Below are 17,170 nucleotides of genomic sequence, written 5' to 3' on the forward strand. Positions count from 1 at the left end.
TTTCATGGTTTTGATATTTCATTTTAATTATTTTTAATAATGGTGGGGTCTCTCCCCACCATACACAGTTATGTTTTACCTGTTACAAGTTCCTGTGGCACTTCCTGAGGAGCATGAACCTTTAGAACAATTACTTCCAGCACCGCCAACGGCACCGCCACCACCGCTACCATTGCCTCCCAGACACTTTGGCGCAGCTTTCGCAACGTTACCAGCCATAGAGGCCGGTCCCTTCATTGCTCCTTTAACTAATCCCCCGAAAACCGCATTAGCACATTCAGTTGTGCTTGGATCATTATATATTTTATTAGGAGCATTTCTCTGTAGTGAATGCTGTGCTCCTTTACCCCTGGTTCCAACCCCTTGGGCATCCCGTACATCGCCATAATGCCCGCCGCCACTAACCTGACCTAGTTCTGAAAGAGTTAATTCTCTAATCATTGACATAAAAATCCCTCTTTTGTGCATAGTTAAAAAATCAAATTAAATATTACATAACGGCACGTATTGGTAAAGCAATGTAAATGTAAGTAAATGTATCGTCAAAAAAACATTCATCCGAAGCAACCTAAATACTCAGGTCATGGCACCTTACGCGATACTATCAGAATGTTGGTCAATCCCTTCTTAAGACAAGAATCATCATAAATTTGATTGATTAATCATTCACTGCAATATGAATCATGCAAAAAATCCGTATAAGATTTATATACGGTCTTACTGGAACTTAAAGGATATGCATAATAAAATATGTCGGATTGTCGCTGATTGAATGTTTCAGTACCAGTCTTAATATACTGTTAAAAGTAACACAAAGTAGAGAAGCTCATAAGTTAAATGTATGAAACCAGCTTGTTTTTTAAGAACATTTTGGAGCGATTAAAAACGGTTCAGATTAGTTTCCCGCACTATGCCCCAGGCTGTGAACTGAATCGTCACGGATAATCCCGACACTTTCGAGCCGTTGATGGAGTGATCACACTACGATGGACAGTTTCTGTCCTCACGGTGAGGCCTTTTCGAAGCCCTCCGGGCTGACCCCACCGAGATGACTGTGGCGTCGGGTACCCGGCAAAGTTTGGTCACCAGTAGCGGCGTTATTAATGCTCTGGGAAATAAACCTCGCCTCTATAACAGAGACATCAGCCATGGCGGAATATTTCCGGAATACCGGAAGCACTACTGACTGGCGCAAACTGCTGAAGCTGGTACCCCCTATAATGTATTGCGTCAGAGTATCGATACTCTGACGCATATCGAGTGTTTTGTGTGCTAGCCAGATGGGGTTCAATTCTAGTAGAGGGACCAGACTCGCATCACGCCATCATAAAAGCATCCAAATCGTCCGCATTTTTGATAATTTTGTTTTTATCGACACCGTAAGCTTGTGCCAGCGTAATGCTTGCTTCCAGCAACTGGCGGTTGTTTTCCACGCTGAAGGCTGCAGTTGTCAGCTCACCTAATGCCTCAAACTCGGACAGAATACGCTTAAGCGCCCGCTGCTCAATGTCATTCAAACGGCGGTTGAAATCGTCCATTTTCGCCTGCAAGGCCTGGCTGGTTTTGCCATCCAGATTTTTGGCAACAGTGACCAGAAACTTCCCTGAGATAGATCCAATCAGTGCTCCCAATACAGGTACAGGGATTAATGTCTGGCCAGCAATGGTCATAGCGCCCACAATGGCTGATTCAGCGCAGACTATAAGCCCGAGATCGGTAAACTCATCGAGATCTATCTCACCACGCTGATAAGACATAGTAAGACTTCCTACCCCCTTGGCTGCGGTAACTAATGCACTGGCAAAGGGGGCTCCCATTGAGGCGTAATTTGTCAGGGTGTAAATCGCCCCTGCGGACACGCCCCCTATAGCTGCTCCTTTCAGCGTATCCAGCCCTACGTCCTGCCAGTCCTCTGTATCGAATTCGCCACGGAAGATATTTTTACCGTCTCGATACTTGCGGTAAATACCCGTTCCGAGAGCAAAAGTGGCCCCGAAGGCTGCCCCCATAGCCGTAGCTCGCATGGCTTCGTTGAGCGAAGGTTGGTGTTCTTCAACGATTTCGGCTTTTTTTACCTCATTTTTCTCAGCTAATTCCTGATCATGTTTATCGAGTGTTTCATCGATTTTTCCCCACTGGACATCTTTATAATTAGAGTCTCCTGGACGTACAACGTCCACAAATGATCGGCCGGTTGTGTTTTCAATTTCTGCAACCTTTTCCCTGATGGCCTGCAGACTTCTCTCATTCATTCCCTCAACGGGTTTCCCGTCGATAACATCCTGTATCGTCTGCCAGGTATCTTTCGGGATATGGTAAAACGCTTTGTCTTGGGTGAAGTCAGGGTAGTCTTTCATGTGTTTCAGGACATGTGCCAGATTATTATTGATGCCGTTTATGAATTTTGATTGCACTTCAACGCTATCAATTAAATAGTCCGCAGGGGCCGTCCGGCCAACCCCGTCGAATGTTGCGCGAAAAGCAGACTCATCCTGTAGTCTCTCTTCGAGCGCCTGACGGGCGTTACGCACACCTACTTCTACTTGCTCGGCAATTTCACCATGCTTGGTACCTGTGGAGCCTAGTATGGTGTTGGGTGAAGCGATAAAATCACGAACCTTCAGCATTTGCTCGCCCGCATTCTCAAACGCACGAGCTTGCCTCTCTAATTCGAATATTTCGTCCTGCACCCTGGTCTGATTGAGTGCATTAACAGCACTACCGATAATCTGATCACTTACAGCATCATGGCGGTCAATAATTTTCATCACTGAATTTTCTTGTTGATCAGTTTTGATAATGCATGGATATGGTTAATCAATGCCCCGAGTTGATCTTTCTGATGCGCATTAAACTGGTTGTAGTCACGCGGTGCGGTCTTCTCCAGCCCATCAATAATGCTTTCAGTGCCATGATAATGCTCAGATGTTAGTGCCTTCAATTTATTCGCACTACGTTCCATTACCAGCAATTCGCTAGTTTTAGCCCGAATATGACGCTCTTCCTGTTGAGCTTTGTCAATAATTTTGCCGTTCTTACGACGAGCCAGAAGAGTGCCCCCTGCAATACCGGCAACTCCGATCCCCCAACCGATGGGACCTGCCAGCGCTAGCAGTGCACCGCCTGCAGACATACCACCGCCGCCAGCTGCTAAAGCCCCCCCACCAAGCCATGCCAGTGCTGCATTTGTAGCTGCAGCACCGCTCAATGTGGCAATTGCAGTTCCGGTTGATGCTGTACCAAAGGTCGTAGCGACTGCCAGCGCTGCCGTAGGTGCAAATGCTGCAACACCGGCTCCGACGGCAACTCCCGCCGTTGCAGTCCCTTTACCAACGTGCGATGTGCGATATTCCTCCTCTAGTTTTTCAACAACATTGTCGAACTCAACAATTTCTGCTTTTAGTTCACTCCAGGATTTATCGAATTCTTTTGGTTTGTTTGCCAGTTGATTCACATAGTTTTCGACGTGTGTAATAAGTTGTTCACTGCATTTCTGACGCAACAGGAATAGATTTGTAATCTCTTCCTGTGTACATTTTGCCTGAGCCTCATAACGGTCAGTTGCTTTTTTAAGTTTTGATAAAGCGGTTTCTCTTTCGGATCCACGTAACATTTTTTACTCCTGCTGTATGTCGTGAAATTATTCCTATATTTGACCCTATATATCCAGATATTTTTACTCTCTTACGATTGCGATAACTTTCTGCGTATACTGATATCCCAGAGCACTATGCGGATGACGTTTGTGGTAATGAATGAACGCCACTGCCGAATTCATCACCGCAGCCTGGCTGTCCGGATTCGACATGATGCCGATGTAGTCCCGTTTTATCATCTTCACGAAGCTTTCTGCTATTTCGTTGATTTCCGGGCTGCTCACCACTGTTGTGCATGGCTCCAGATTCAGCTCTCTGACGAACCGCGAACTTCCGCGTTTCATGTGCAGTATACGCTGAACTATTATCCGTCAGCCACTGCACCGGTATGTCCGGTAACCTGTACGCGACGATAACCGTAACTCGGCATGTCACTGATGATATTGAGGATGTCAGACTGTATCCCTGCGTCAACTTCGTCATTACGCCGGGTACAGCATCTGTCCTGTCAGACGGCTGAATGGTTACCATGTTGGTGGGCTACGTAGGAGACATTCATACCCCGACTCCATCGTCTGCTGGATAATGGCGATTTTCTCCTGATGAGTCTGACACTTACGGGCTTATTGCCCTAACAGGATCTCGGTCATCTCAAAATTAGCACCAGTGTTACACATATTAGACTGGCCCCATAAATCTCCAGACAGTTGGTATCACTTAAGTTAGTGATAGTCTTAATACTAGTTTTAGACTAGTCGTTGGAGTCCGGATGATTGATGTTTTAGGTCCAGAGAAACGCAGACGGCGCAGCGTTCAGGAAAAAATCGCCATTGTTCAGCAGAGCTTTGAACCCGGCATGACGGTGTCTCTGGTTGCCCGGCAGCATGGTGTTGCTGCCAGTCAGTTGTTCCTGTGGCGTAAGCAGTATCAGGAAGGCAGCCTCACAGCCGTTGCCGCAGGAGAACAGGTTGTGCCCGCATCGGAGCTGGCCTCTGCGATGAAGCAAATTAAAGAGCTGCAGCGCCTGCTGGGCAAGAAAACCATGGAAAACGAGCTGCTGAAAGAAGCCGTTGAATATGGCCGACAAAAAAAGTGGATAGCGCACGTGCCCTTGTTGCCGGAGGATGGCGAATAAGCCTTGTCAGTCGTTGCCTCCGGGTCTCACGTGCGCAACTGCATGCCATGGCCCGTCGGTCGAAGGACTGGAAGGATCGTCGGCACAAGCGCAAGCCTGATGATACTGAAGTGCTGGCCCGTATCCATGGGGTTATCGGCGATCTGCCAACGTATGGTTATCGTCGGGTGTGGGCACTGCTGCGCAGACAATCAGAAACTGACGACATGACCGTTATCAACGCCAAACGCGTATACCGCATCATGCGTCAGAATGCGCTGCTTCTTGAGCGTAAACCGGCAATACCGCCCTCGAAACGGGCGCATACAGGTAAGGTGGCCGTCGGGGAAAGTAACCAGCGGTGGTGCTCTGACGGCTTCGAGTTCAACTGTGATAATGGCGAAAAACTGCGGGTAACGTTCGCGCTGGACTGCTGCGATCGTGAAGCGCTGCACTGGGCGGCCAGTACCGGTGGATATGACAGCGAAACGGTTCAGGATGTGATGCTGGGTGCGGTGGAACGCCGCTTCGGTAGCAGTCTGCCGGCATCACCTGTTGAGTGGCTAACGGATAACGGTTCAGCCTACCGGTCTCATAAGACGCATAGGTTCGCCAGAATGGTAGGACTTGAGCCTAAACATACGGCAGTACGCAGCCCGGAAAGCAACGGGATGGCAGAAAGCTTCGTGAAAACGATGAAGCGCGACTACATCAGTATCATGCCGAAACCCGATGGGTTAACAGCGGTAAAGAACCTTGCGGAGGCCTTCGAACATTACAACGAATGGCATCCGCATAGTGCACTGGGGTATCGTTCGCCACGGGAATATCTGCGGCGGAGAACCAGTAATAGGTTAAGTGATAAAAAGTGTATGGAAATATAGGGGCCAAACCAGGCTATCAAACGACAACCTTACGAGCATTTTTACTACTGGCAAGTTCACCAGTGGCTAGCTTGCTAACCTTTCTTAAAGCAGCATTAAAAGCAATCACGGTAACTGGACTGTCACGGTTTTTGACGCGGTTTGAATGGCTCTGAAACACAAAAACATCTTGAGGATACGTCTCTCTTCTACGTTCGAGTATCGCACAAACAGGCGCGCTTAACTCAATCCGTTTTGCTTTTATTCTTCCTTTCACTCGCAGGTAAGCAGAACCTCTTTCAATATCTGTATAACGAAGATCAATCAATCTACCAACACTTTGACCAGTATAAAAAATTAACGCCCATAAATCAGACCAGGTATCCGATACATGAACCAGATTACTGTTAATAGTTAAAAAATTCTTGAAACTTATTGCTTTCTTTTCTTTCACAAGGAGACCATTCCCATAACCAAAACACCTATTATCCTAAACATCGTACCTCAACAAAACTACCTATGTTTTGGATGGCTAAAGGTCGTCGTAAAGTATTTGTAAACCGTCTTTACCCCTAACTGAGAAGGATGGCAGTACCGTTGACGAGTGTCAGTAACCTCCGCTGCCAGTTTGGTGTGGGGCCACTGACGGCAGCAACACTACCGACAATTGCAGGTGACAACCCCGAACGCATGAAAAACGAAGCTGCATTAGTATCGTTCTGTGGCGTTGAAGAGTCCGGCCCGTGCCTCTTTATCCAGGCTTGAAAACTTTGGGTGGTTATACCGAGACGTATTGCAACGCCGGAAATAGAATGACCGCTATTAACAACCTGTTTGACTGCTTCAACTTTAAACTCTCCGGGATAACGCTTAATACTCAAAGACATTTATATTTGATCCATCTTGAATGACACCTCAGATGCCTGTTAAACCTAGGGGTGATTCAGTGTTGGGCTGCTTAGAGGGCACCAAAGGAATTTAGTGAGTTTTTCCTATTATCCGATAACAAAATGGGCAGGGCTTAGCCCCACAATACTGACGTTTGCATTGGTTACAGATCCAACGGGACCGTTTGTTTGTGGTAGTATCTTGAGCGGAGTGAGTACGTCGGTTAGTGTAGTCAATACGTTTTGCATGCATGGTTAGTTTCCTCTTGATTTTTCCATACGCCGTTTTAACCATGCTTTTACCTCGCTTTCAGTCCAGCGGGAGCTGCGGCCCAATTTAATTGGCTTCGGGAATTCACCGTCTTTGATGAGCTTATAAAACCATTTGTCTGTTAATCCGGTGTAAGCAGTAATAAAAGCCATATCTACAAGGCGATCTTTTGTGAAGTCTGTATCTGACATGTAATTATCATTTTTCTGATTAAATATTGATGCGTGTTCTTTCATTGTTAATTCTCACTCGGTAAAAATACAATGTACAGATTTATTTGAAGCTTAGACTTGTTTGTTTGTCTAAGCGTTATCTTTTCAGCATATAACTGCTCGAAGAAAAATCATCTTCGGAAATTATAAATTTCATCATTCAGGATGGATTATGAATTAACAGCGATTTTTTGTATCTATCGTTAATTTACCTCTATGCTGACGTGAGTTGTTCTGGCAGCAATAAAAATTGAATAGATTGTGTAAGCATTACACCTACAATTATCAATCTGATATCGGGCGATTATTTAGCCAGTCGTCCAGTTCTGACTCCAGCCAGCCAACGGATTTAGTGCCCAGGCGACGTTGGATGGGAAAAGTTGGATCATATCGTGGTGATTTGGTGTTTAACCAGTCATAGATGGTCGCACGAGCGATGCCTAGCTTTTCCATGACATCTTTGATCCTGAGCATTTTAGCTGGATTTACATACTTTACTGTCTGCTGTGTTGAGTTACTTTGAGACATAATCAATACCTTTTTTGCGTTTTAGACAGGGACTATGTTGCCAACAAATGCCTGGCTACAATAGGCCTTAAGTAAATGAGCAGTTAAATCACTTCAGGGGGCTTTACTTTTTATGGATAGTGTGAGTTGCGATTCTTTGGATGAAATATATCAAGACGTACGCAAGGCTTTTGAAGAGAAGCTTGAAGCGTTAGTAACAAAGCTGAAAGGTTCAGTCCAATACGATGAACTGATAACAATGCGTGAAAAAGCTTATGAGGTTATTGAGGAATTTAAGACCATCGAGGAGGTACTGCCGGAGAGAATTGTTGATGAATCCCATCCAGATAATTTCCGTTTACTACAGGAATTTAATGATGTTAATGTAATTATTGTGCCAAAACCGTATGTCTATAAAAAAACTTACGCTGAGGCTCGGGCCAGTATACAGAAAGAAATGTTTGACGGTCGAATTTCTGGAATTATCAAATTAGTGGATGAAAACTTCTGGTTACATTATCTTTTTATGGGGTTTAAGGATTTTTACTGGAGTGAGTATATTTTATCAAATGGCAATAAAAAAGATAGTTGCGAGTTTTTACTTTATGCACTACTTTATATCACCTACGCCGCAGACAGAAATGATAAAGCAAAGACTGGTGATTGGCTTAGATTAAATGAAAGGTTTGATAGAATTAAAAGAAAATCAGCATCAAGCCTTGGCGGAAAGAAAAAATTAAAAGATCTCGATTATCTAAAACCATATATCTCTTCAGCGCTGTCAGATCATTCTCCTGAAGGTGGTTGGGAAAGCAAGAGGCAATTCATTGATACCATTATCCCACTCGTTGTAAAATTTGATGGGGAACACAATTCCGAAAAATGGAAGGGAGATCCAATAAAAAGGGAAAACACATTACGTAATAGAATCGATAAATGGTTATTGGACGACCTGCGGGACAATTATGATAAATTTATTCGGAATAAGAATAAGCGTTAATTAATTGAGTTGAAAATAACTTTTTGCATCTCCAATGCCCTTCCATATCTCATGTGCTCACAAGTATGCTTAACACTTGACCAGGGAAGTGCATTATTTTTCTTTGCAAACTTAGAATAGTATAAAATTAATATGATAATGTCCGGAGGTGACAGTGATAACTGATGTTTTTCCCGCCTGGGACACCATCCCTGAAAATAATATTTTTATAAAACAAATGTTTTTATGTGTTTTAAAAAATATCGTATATATCAATTTGTTGCCACTCCATTTGAAGTATTCAACATATCTTAATCACTGCTATCAGTTGCTACTGGTAGCAACTGATAGCAGTGCAGTTGACATCAATGACGATGGATGTGTATTATTTCGCTGATACTGCTATTACGATTTCTAATTTTTTCAATTCTTATTTTCTCGTCTTCTTCCAGATAAGATAGCGCATCGTTAAGTTTTCTTGAGTTTCTCAGGGCATATGGGCCTTTTCTCCTTACTATCATTTTATTTAGAATGTTGGGAGTGTTTAATATTTGAGGATAATTAACATCAGGATCCTTGTACTTTAATAACCATTTATACAATACATCAGCGTTATGCTCTGTTGAATCTGAGCATAATGAGATAGCGTCAAGAGCCTGCTGATAATAAAAATAAGCCGTTTTCGCACCTGCCTGAATAGTTCTTTCAGATATTTCATTTCCGTGCTCATCACTAAAAAGATGAAACACCCCAGCCAGTCTGACAATATTTTCAGGCATCTTAGACAACATGCCTTCCACAACAGGATGCTTCCCATTGTCTTTAAGTATACGTGATTCAATACTTTCATATACCACAGCGAGTGCTGACTGAGCCTCTTCGGATAAGTATAAATACTTATATTTTTCATTATTATTGTATCTCTCTTCAGAAAGCAGGAGTAGTTCCTTTATTCTGTCATGAAACCTGATGATGTTATTTTTACTGTTATTCTTAACAGGGCTGCGGTGACCTCTTTTTGAGGTTACTCCGGTTATCATAAAACGGGACAGAAACCCTGAGCCTACTGCATAATCCCCCTGAAGTTTGATATATTTTTTAAACTCACTGGACTGAATCATTAATAACATTGTAAACATACATTCATCGATACTACACCTGCCACTTTTCCGTTCTATATCAATCGGAGCTCCATCCCATAACAGGTTTAAAAATCCCAGATTATTCTTTGCACGTCCTTTGAAGAAAATACCGGCTTCATCCGACATAAGACTCGATGAAGGCACATGGCTGCAGAGTCCCTGCTGTAGCGCTTCTGGTGTCGTATCACTGTAGATCAACTTATGCAATGCGGGTGGTTGCGGTTTTTTTCGGTAAAGCTCTTTCATGCTCTGAGTATCGTATTCAACATCAATTCCTTTCTCGGTTTTTTTACTAATCACTTTCAATAGTGCTTTCTCCTGACTTTTCCATGACTGAAGTTCTGCATTGTAATCCAGCATTAATAGCGCATGTTTTTGACGTGATTCCTTTTCGAAATCAAAAAATGGTTGTGTGACTAATTTAAATACGGCGCTTTTTCTCTCTCCAGAGTCAGCAATCACAGTATAGTACATTGAGCAAGGACTCACTCTCCCGTCTGGATGTTGTATTTTTATTCCCCCCTGGCATGCCAGTGATACAGCAGCCAGAACAACTGTTTCAATGAGTTCTACCGGAGCCTGTAGTTCTCTTTCTATCTCCTCCACGGCATCTCTTAAAATGGGAGGAAAAAAATTTACAGGATTGTTATTTCTATCATTAAGCGAACGTCCAACACTCATATCTTATCTCTCATGTCAGGTTTATTTAAAGGATATCTCCTTCCAGTAATGAGAGTATGCTACCTGGTTGCTATTTGGAATACTCCGGGAGACCATCAGACCAAATTGGTTTTATTTGGATTGATATTATTTTCAGTCAAGTTTGTTAGCTACCTGATACTGTACAGATATGAGTCATGATCAGCCCTGTCTGGGTCTGTTTTGCTCATGTGTAAATAGATAATTTGTGATGTTTTTTATTTAAAGCTACATCCGAAATTACGTTCACCATCTGTAAAACATTTGCTTTTCTTTTTTGCAAAGTAACTTGTCCGGTAAATCAGCGAGCCATATGACTCACTTTGCTTGCCATCCTTTGCATTCAGGTAATAACAAGGATTCCTGGGTATGTGGACTAACTCTTTATCGGGGGGGTATATAAAACTGACAGCACTCATCCATGACTCACGTATAAGGCGGCGTAGTGTACCTTTGTTACTATCATACGCTCCCAGTGTATTGAAAGTGTCCCCGTTGAGTAACAGTAAAACGTGATAATGTTTCTTATGTGAATCAGGTACAAACTCTCTGGCCCAGACAACACGTAATGATGTTTTACGAACGCGTTTACCCTCTTTCTCCCGTTTGTTAAGATGATGTGAAATTTTTGCTTTCAGAGAATCCGTAAAGCGGGATATTACTGATGAATCTGTCCTTGCGAAATTAGCCTCATCAGGCATGTCATTTAATGGTTTGAGAACAGGAGTATGTAAATCTACTCTTACAGCCAATACTCTTGGGTGTTCACTCAATGCTTTATCAATAGTCTGTTCTATTTTCTTTAACTGGTATTGATTCAATTTTCCGTGAGAGGTGATATATTCGCACATATTATTTATTTCCTTTTTTATATTTCGAAAGTGTTAGTCGTAGTAGAATTGATTATTTAATTAAATCACTTGCTCTACGCTTGTATTGTTCATATGCATTATGCATACGGTATATGTTTACTTGCCGAGTTATATGCATGAGCATTGTTGTATTAGTGATGGAATGTTTGTTGGTTTCAATGTATTTAATTACATATGTTCTCATGTTTATTAATCTACAGATGTTAATTTAAATGCATTAATATGTATCAGTAATCTATATACACATCTATATACATATCTATATACATATCTATATACATATCTATATACATATCTATATACATATCTATATACATAGACAAACGCCACTGTTCTTTAGCCTGGGGTTGAAATTGCAATAAATGAAGGGATTAAAGATATTCGTGATTTTTATACCTTTTTAGTCATCAAATTGCTCTGGAGTTATCACATATAATGTTTGGGCTTTTTTTATTAAGTTATGGATGAGTTTGGACCTATATTACTTTGGTGAGAATCCGTTATTCCTCGAAGCATATATCTATTCTTTGGAGATTAAGCGGTTTGGTGCAAACAGATAAATTAAGGAGCTCATCATGAAACTAGCCAGTCGTTTTGGACGGGTAAATCAGGTACGGCGTGACCGCCCGTTAACCCGTGAAGAATTAATGCATTACGTCCCCAGTGTTTTTAGTGAGAATAAACACGAATCCCGCAGTGATCGATATACCTGGATACCGACTATCACTATTCTTGAGAATCTGCAGCGGGAAGGTTTTGAACCTTTCTTTGCCTGCCAGACCCGCGTTCGGGACCAGAGCAGACGGGAGCACACCAAACACATGTTGCGCCTGCGTCGTGCAGGGCAACTTACCGGGCATCAGGTTCCCGAAATTATCCTCCTCAATTCACATGATGGCTCATCCAGCTATCAGATGTTGCCGGGATTGTTTCGTGGCGTCTGCACCAACGGACTGGTCTGCGGGCAGTCGTTTGGCGAAGTGCGGGTGCCACATAAAGGGGATGTGGTGGAGAAAGTTATTGAAGGGGCTTATGAGGTACTGGGGATATTTGACCGGGTGGAGGAGAAACGTGATGCCATGCAGTCGGCTCTGTTACCGCCACCAGCGCAGCAGGCGATGGCTAGGGCTGCTTTGCACTATCGTTTTGGTGAAGACCACCAGCCCGTCACTACTGCTCAGATACTGACGCCACGTCGTTACGAAGACCGTAACAACGACCTCTGGACGGTGTACCAGCGGGTGCAGGAGAACCTGATGAAGGGAGGACTGGCGGGGCGCACTGCACAAGGGCGAAGCAACCGTACCCGTGCTGTGAACGGTATCGATGGCGATGTGAAACTTAATCGTGCGCTGTGGGTGATGGCAGAGAATATGCTCGAACTGCTGGGGCAGGCATGACTTCAATGCGGAGGAACATACCCGTGAACACCGAAACCCATCCTCAACTTCCCTCCGGCCCGTTTACCCGTGAGCAGGCCTCAGGTATCGCAGCGCAATATGATAACGTCGCCATTGAAGACGACCAGGGAAGGCATTTTCGTCTGGTTATTCGTTGCGAAGGTGTGATGGTCTGGCGGGCATGGAACTTTGAACCTGAAGCCGGGGTTATGCTGAACAGCTACATTGCTCGTTATGGCATCCGCAGGTCCTGACCAACCTTACCAGACTTCAGTCTCAGCCTCTCCCGCCAGCCCTGACCGGCTGGCTTTTTTATTTCCGGAGTCATTAATCATGAACAACGCATTAACGGATAACACCATTCCGACAGACACTCTTTGTGCCATACCTGTTAAAGATGAACAGCGCCTTCGTTTCTGGCCTCAGCATTTTGGTCGTATCCCGCAGTGGATAACCCTCGAACCCCGCATCTTTGCCTGGATGGACCGGTTGTGTGCGGATTACAACGGTGGCGTCTGGGCTTTTTACACTCTCAGCAACGGTGGTGCTTTCATGGCTCCGGAAGAGAGTGAAGGTCCCTGGTCTCTGTTCAATATCCTGAATGGTAACGGCGCTGAAATGAGTGCTGAAGCTGCCGGGATTGCGGCCTGTCTGATTGCTTACAGCTACCATGCCTGCCGCACGGAGTGTGATGCCATGACGGAACACTATTACTATCTTCGGGACTACGCGCTGAACCATCCGGAATGCAGCGCCATTATGCACATTATCGACTGAGGTCCCGCACCATGGAAAAACAGTTACCGTTGTTTGCATATGAACTGACCGCCTCCGCACAACAGACCATCCGTGAGGCACTGACCCTTCTGGAGCGCCAGTTACGCGAACCCGGCGCGTCGTTTACCTCCAGCAGCTCAGTACGTGACTGGTTACGGCTTCATCTGACGATGGAGGAAAGAGAGGCGTTTGTCTTGCTGCTGCTGGATAACCAGCACCGGCTGATTACGCACGAAACGCTTTTCAAAGGCACCATCAGCCATACCGAAGTCCATCCACGGGAAGTGGTGAAAGCTTCCCTGAAATACAATGCGGCGGCGGTGATTGTTGCTCACTGTCATCCTTCAGGCCATGCCGAACCCAGCCAGGCTGACAGACGGGTGACTGAGCGACTGAAGAATGCTCTGGACCTTGTGGGTGTGCGTCTCCTGGACCATCTCGTTATCGGCGGAATGGATATCGTCTCGTTTGCCGAACGGGGCTGGTTGTAAGGGAGGAGTATTAATGAAAATTATCAGTAAACGTCAGGCAATGGCGATATACCGCCAGCATCCACAGTCCCGGTTGTTCCGCTTCTGTACCGGCAAATACGCGTGGTCCGGCAGCATCTGCCACTATGCCGGTCGCGAGGTGGAAGATATCAGCGGTGTACTGGCCGTATTCGCAGAGCGCCGCCAGGACCGCAATGGCCCGTATGTCGTATTACGCAGCGTAAGCCTGAATTAATTCACGATTAAGGAGGACTACATTTTGTCGAAGAAAACCACGATAGCAACGCATGATATCAGTGAACCCTGGTGGGGGCTCAGACGCAGTGTCTCCCCGTGTTTTGGTGCCCGACTGGTCCAGGAGGGAAACCGCCTGCATTACCTTGCTGACCGGGCGAATTTTAACGGACAGTTCTGCGATGCGGATTTGCGCCATCTTGACCAGGCTTTCCCGGTATTGATGAAACAGCTGGAGTTAATGCTCACCAGCGGTGAACTGAATCCACAGCACCTGCATTGTGTCACGTTGTATGCCAGAGGGCTGACCTGCGAGGCCGATACGCTCGGTTCGCATGGCTACGTTTACATCGCTATCTATCCCACTCAACGTTAACTCAATTTCCTAACGAGAAACCTTATGAAAACTCTTCCTGCAAATCAGTGGGTGGCGAAGCCATGCCCGCCGCCTGTGCTTGTCTGGCAAACGCTACTTACGCGCCTGCTTGAGCAACACTATGGCCTGACGCTGAACGACACGCCATTCGGTGATGAAACCGTTATTCAGGAGCATATCAACGCCGGTACCACGCTGGCTGATGCCGTTAACTTTCTGGTGGAAAAGTACGAACTGGTTCGTATCGATCGCAGAGGGTTTAACTGTCAGGAGCAGTCACCTTATCTTCGGGCTGTAGATATTTTACGGGCAAGGCAGGCAACCGGTTTGCTAACTCAGTGCAAAAAACGCAAATGTAATCAGCCAGATGGTTGATTCAAAACATGATAAAAGATGTAACCAGTGCCCGTTTAAAGCGGGCTATAAATGTTATTATACTAAAACATAAAAACAGGCGAGGCTGGTGTAATGAGAATCGACAAACTTTCACTGCTTAACTTTCGTTGCTTCAGACAGCTCGATATTACCTTTGATGAACACATTACGATTCTAGTTGCACCGAACGGTGCGGGCAAGACGACAGTGCTGGATGCGCTACGCCTGTCGTTGATCCCTTTTATTCGCAGTTTTGACACCAGTCTGTATAACAGCCGATCGCTTGGTATACGCACAGAGGATTTGCGTCTGGTTTTTCGCCAGGAAGCGCTGAATATGGAGAGGTCGCCATCAACAACTATTACCGCTGAAGGCGAATGGGAAAGTGGAAAGAAGGCAAAATGGATGAGCGGTCTCCAGGGAGAACGAGCATCAAGTGAGGACAGGGGGGCTGCGGATCTCACCCAATGGGGGGAACAACTCAAGGCACAGGTACGGGATGAAAATAATGCACGACCCATCGTTCTTCCACTGGCGCTTTATCTGGGAACGGCGCGTTTGTGGTATCAGGATCGCTACAAACCGCAATCTGATGAGCAGCGTCTGGATAACAGTGCATTTTCACGTTTGTCGGGATACGACGACTGTCTTTCTGCTACCTCAAATTATAAACAATTTGAGCAGTGGTATAGCTGGCTGTGGCGCAGCCTGCGGGAATTCCAGATTAAATCACTGGAAACCCCTGTAACAAATATAGTGGAAGCTTTTCGCGGTGACATAATACGCGATGCTGTACAAACAATTAAGCAAGCTATTAATTGCCTGACGCAGAGCGCAACTGGCTGGTACGATCTGGAATATAGCTCTACTTATAACCAGCAATTGATAATGCGCCATCCGCAACATGGCATTCTCCCACTTAACCAACTCAGCGACGGGCTACGTAATGCTGTGGCAATGGTGGCAGATATAGCGTTTCGTTGTGTCAAACTCAACCCACACTTACGCGATAAAGCCGCCCTACAGACGCAGGGAATTGTCCTGATCGATGAAGTCGATATGTTCCTGCACCCAGCCTGGCAGCAGCAAATTATCCAGTCTTTACGCAGCGCATTTCCGAAGATCCAGTTTATTGTCACTACCCATAGCCCACAGGTTATCAGCACGGTCAAACGGGAGTCTGTTCGCCTGCTTGAACAGGATGATAAAGGTAACGGACTGGCATCAATACCACAGGGATCAACTTACGGCGAACCGAGTAATGACGTTCTGCACAGCGTTATGGGTGTCGATCCACAACCTCCTGTTAAGGAAAAGGCTGATCTACAAAAACTGACGGTGTTGATCGATCAGGGGAAATACGATGATCTGGAAACACAGCAACTCATGGCTACCTTGCAAGCCGCTTTGGGTGAACATCACCCACAGCTCCAGCGTTTACAGCGCAGTATTGCTCGGCAAAAACTGCTGAAAGGAAAAGCACAATGAGGCATGTGACCAAAAACCGACGGGGAACAGATGCCTTATTTACTGCAAATGAAAATCCGCCACATAATTCTGATCAATCAACCAGTTGCTGGCGGCGTTTTGGCCGGGATAATAAAGCGGACTTAATGGCCCGTCTTCTCGATGAGCAGTATCACCTTTGCTGCTACAGTGAAATACGTGCTGACGAGCGTAGGTTAGGCTATCACATTGAGCATGTTGAGAATAAAAACCAACGACCAGAACGAACTTTTGATTATCTAAATCTGGCTGCAAGTGCATTAAATTCAGGGCCAAATGGTGGTTTATTTCAACTGAAAAGTAAAAATGCCTTTGGCGGTCACGCTATGGGGAAACAAGATGCTGTAGATACGGCAAAATTTATCCATTGCCATATCCACGATTGTTACCGTTATTTTGCTTACCTTTCTGATGGTCGGATAGTTCCTGCTGATGGGCTAAATGCACAAGAAACGGAGAACGCGCAATACACCATTGATCTACTAAACCTGAACAGCGGATTCCTTCAAACGGAACGTCGTAATCATTGGGAAGAGCTGGAACAGCTTTTTGATGAACACATTGAAAAAGACTGGGATCTGCACCAATTACTTCAGCTTGATCTGGTTCCCTCAGCAGATCATAAACTGCATGAATTCTTCAGTATTACACGCCAGTTTTTCCAGCAAGAAGCTGAACAAGTATTACAGAGCCACGCCCCTGCCTTAATTTAGCACCACCATTCCAGATTCAAGGCGACAGCATGATTTATTGCGAGTCGCCTTCCTGATTTACACCCTCAAGATTTATTCAACTTTTTTTCACTGCGTAATACGCCTGCCACTCTCGGTAAGCGCGTTTGCTTTTACGGACAAAATATCATGCCAACA

At 45.1% G+C, this 17,170-nt stretch carries 19 protein-coding genes and 3 pseudogenes; 13 read left to right on the top strand and 9 right to left on the bottom strand.

What is annotated here, in order from left to right; all coding sequences use genetic code 11:
- Nucleotides 1-1,316: 1,316 nt before the first annotated feature.
- The 3 genes and pseudogenes from GUC22_RS24860 to GUC22_RS27490 form a co-directional block, all read right to left on the bottom strand.
- Nucleotides 1,317-2,768 carry a hypothetical protein gene (locus GUC22_RS24860; protein ID WP_160183830.1) on the bottom strand — a complete coding sequence of 484 codons (1,452 nt, stop codon included), beginning with the start codon at nucleotides 2,766-2,768 and terminating at the stop codon, nucleotides 1,317-1,319.
- Entirely contained in the window at nucleotides 2,768-3,613 is an 846-nt protein-coding gene (locus tag GUC22_RS24865) for a hypothetical protein (protein WP_160183831.1), read from the bottom strand. Before GUC22_RS24865 ends, GUC22_RS24860 begins: the two co-directional genes overlap by 1 nt.
- A 63-nt stretch (nucleotides 3,614-3,676) precedes the next feature.
- Nucleotides 3,677-3,995, bottom strand: a pseudogene (locus tag GUC22_RS27490) (integrase core domain-containing protein); the annotation flags it as partial.
- 370 nt (nucleotides 3,996-4,365) lie between these two features.
- Between GUC22_RS27490 and GUC22_RS24875 the strand changes: the two are divergent.
- A protein-coding gene (locus GUC22_RS24875; RefSeq protein WP_160183832.1) for an IS3 family transposase occupies nucleotides 4,366-5,594 on the top strand; the annotation gives its coding sequence in 2 pieces (ribosomal slippage) (nucleotides 4,366-4,681 and nucleotides 4,681-5,594; 1,230 coding nt in all).
- Nucleotides 5,595-5,610: 16 nt separating this feature from the next.
- Here the strand turns inward: GUC22_RS24875 and GUC22_RS24880 are convergent.
- Entirely contained in the window at nucleotides 5,611-6,027 is a 417-nt protein-coding gene (locus GUC22_RS24880) for a hypothetical protein (protein ID WP_160183833.1), read from the bottom strand.
- Nucleotides 6,028-6,158: 131 nt separating this feature from the next.
- Between GUC22_RS24880 and GUC22_RS27495 the strand changes: the two genes are divergently transcribed.
- Nucleotides 6,159-6,338: an IS110 family transposase gene (locus tag GUC22_RS27495; RefSeq protein WP_227673679.1), complete on the top strand. Its 180-nt coding sequence runs from the start codon at nucleotides 6,159-6,161 to the stop codon at nucleotides 6,336-6,338.
- Here GUC22_RS27495 and GUC22_RS27500 read toward each other — a convergent pair.
- The 3 genes and pseudogenes from GUC22_RS27500 to GUC22_RS24900 form a co-directional block, all read right to left on the bottom strand.
- Nucleotides 6,305-6,454 (bottom strand): annotated as a pseudogene (locus tag GUC22_RS27500) (transposase); the annotation flags it as partial. The gene GUC22_RS27495 and the pseudogene GUC22_RS27500 overlap by 34 nt on opposite strands.
- A 261-nt stretch (nucleotides 6,455-6,715) precedes the next feature.
- Nucleotides 6,716-6,922: a helix-turn-helix transcriptional regulator gene (locus GUC22_RS24895; protein WP_160183896.1), complete on the bottom strand. Its 207-nt coding sequence runs from the start codon at nucleotides 6,920-6,922 to the stop codon at nucleotides 6,716-6,718.
- Nucleotides 6,923-7,228: 306 nt separating this feature from the next.
- Nucleotides 7,229-7,471 carry a helix-turn-helix transcriptional regulator gene (locus GUC22_RS24900; protein ID WP_160183834.1) on the bottom strand — a complete coding sequence of 81 codons (243 nt, stop codon included), beginning with the start codon at nucleotides 7,469-7,471 and terminating at the stop codon, nucleotides 7,229-7,231.
- 112 nt (nucleotides 7,472-7,583) lie between these two features.
- Between GUC22_RS24900 and GUC22_RS24905 the strand changes: the two genes are divergently transcribed.
- Nucleotides 7,584-8,450: a hypothetical protein gene (locus GUC22_RS24905; RefSeq protein WP_160183835.1), complete on the top strand. Its 867-nt coding sequence runs from the start codon at nucleotides 7,584-7,586 to the stop codon at nucleotides 8,448-8,450.
- 344 nt (nucleotides 8,451-8,794) lie between these two features.
- Here the strand turns inward: GUC22_RS24905 and GUC22_RS24910 are convergent, their stop codons facing one another.
- Nucleotides 8,795-10,252 (bottom strand): YfjI family protein, encoded by a 1,458-nt coding sequence (locus GUC22_RS24910; protein ID WP_160183836.1) that lies wholly within the window; start codon nucleotides 10,250-10,252, stop codon nucleotides 8,795-8,797.
- A 236-nt stretch (nucleotides 10,253-10,488) separates the two neighbouring features.
- Complete coding sequence (locus GUC22_RS24915; RefSeq protein WP_160183837.1) at nucleotides 10,489-11,121, bottom strand: inovirus Gp2 family protein; 633 nt, start codon at nucleotides 11,119-11,121, stop codon at nucleotides 10,489-10,491.
- 596 nt (nucleotides 11,122-11,717) lie between these two features.
- Here GUC22_RS24915 and GUC22_RS24920 point away from each other — a divergent pair.
- The 10 genes and pseudogenes from GUC22_RS24920 (at nucleotide 11,718) to GUC22_RS24965 (ending at nucleotide 17,014) form a co-directional block, all read left to right on the top strand.
- Nucleotides 11,718-12,542, top strand: coding sequence for a DUF932 domain-containing protein (locus tag GUC22_RS24920; RefSeq protein WP_160183838.1), 825 nt, complete (start codon nucleotides 11,718-11,720; stop codon nucleotides 12,540-12,542).
- Nucleotides 12,543-12,547: 5 nt separating this feature from the next.
- Nucleotides 12,548-12,796 (top strand): DUF905 domain-containing protein, encoded by a 249-nt coding sequence (locus GUC22_RS24925; RefSeq protein ID WP_160183839.1) that lies wholly within the window; start codon nucleotides 12,548-12,550, stop codon nucleotides 12,794-12,796.
- A gap of 79 nt (nucleotides 12,797-12,875) precedes the next feature.
- Complete coding sequence (locus GUC22_RS24930; RefSeq protein WP_160183840.1) at nucleotides 12,876-13,319, top strand: antirestriction protein; 444 nt, start codon at nucleotides 12,876-12,878, stop codon at nucleotides 13,317-13,319.
- A gap of 11 nt (nucleotides 13,320-13,330) precedes the next feature.
- Nucleotides 13,331-13,810, top strand: coding sequence for a RadC family protein (radC, locus tag GUC22_RS24935; RefSeq protein WP_049101001.1), 480 nt, complete (start codon nucleotides 13,331-13,333; stop codon nucleotides 13,808-13,810).
- A 13-nt stretch (nucleotides 13,811-13,823) separates the two neighbouring features.
- Nucleotides 13,824-14,045, top strand: coding sequence for a DUF987 domain-containing protein (locus GUC22_RS24940; protein ID WP_047724679.1), 222 nt, complete (start codon nucleotides 13,824-13,826; stop codon nucleotides 14,043-14,045).
- Between the two features lie 24 nt (nucleotides 14,046-14,069).
- Nucleotides 14,070-14,420: a type IV toxin-antitoxin system YeeU family antitoxin gene (locus GUC22_RS24945; protein WP_160183841.1), complete on the top strand. Its 351-nt coding sequence runs from the start codon at nucleotides 14,070-14,072 to the stop codon at nucleotides 14,418-14,420.
- A gap of 24 nt (nucleotides 14,421-14,444) precedes the next feature.
- Complete coding sequence (locus GUC22_RS24950) at nucleotides 14,445-14,795, top strand: TA system toxin CbtA family protein (RefSeq protein WP_160183842.1); 351 nt, start codon at nucleotides 14,445-14,447, stop codon at nucleotides 14,793-14,795.
- 93 nt (nucleotides 14,796-14,888) lie between these two features.
- Nucleotides 14,889-16,131: pseudogene (locus tag GUC22_RS24955) on the top strand (AAA family ATPase).
- A 2-nt stretch (nucleotides 16,132-16,133) separates the two neighbouring features.
- A complete protein-coding gene (locus GUC22_RS24960; protein WP_153675655.1) occupies nucleotides 16,134-16,283 on the top strand; it encodes a hypothetical protein in 150 nt (49 codons plus the stop codon).
- A gap of 125 nt (nucleotides 16,284-16,408) precedes the next feature.
- The gene (locus GUC22_RS24965; RefSeq protein WP_320077038.1) at nucleotides 16,409-17,014 is read left to right on the top strand and encodes a retron system putative HNH endonuclease; all 606 of its coding nucleotides are present in this window, start codon (nucleotides 16,409-16,411) and stop codon (nucleotides 17,012-17,014) included.
- Nucleotides 17,015-17,170: the final 156 nt, after the last annotated feature.

The organism is Klebsiella sp. MPUS7 (assembly GCF_009905335.1).
Lineage (GTDB): Bacteria > Pseudomonadota > Gammaproteobacteria > Enterobacterales > Enterobacteriaceae > Klebsiella > Klebsiella grimontii.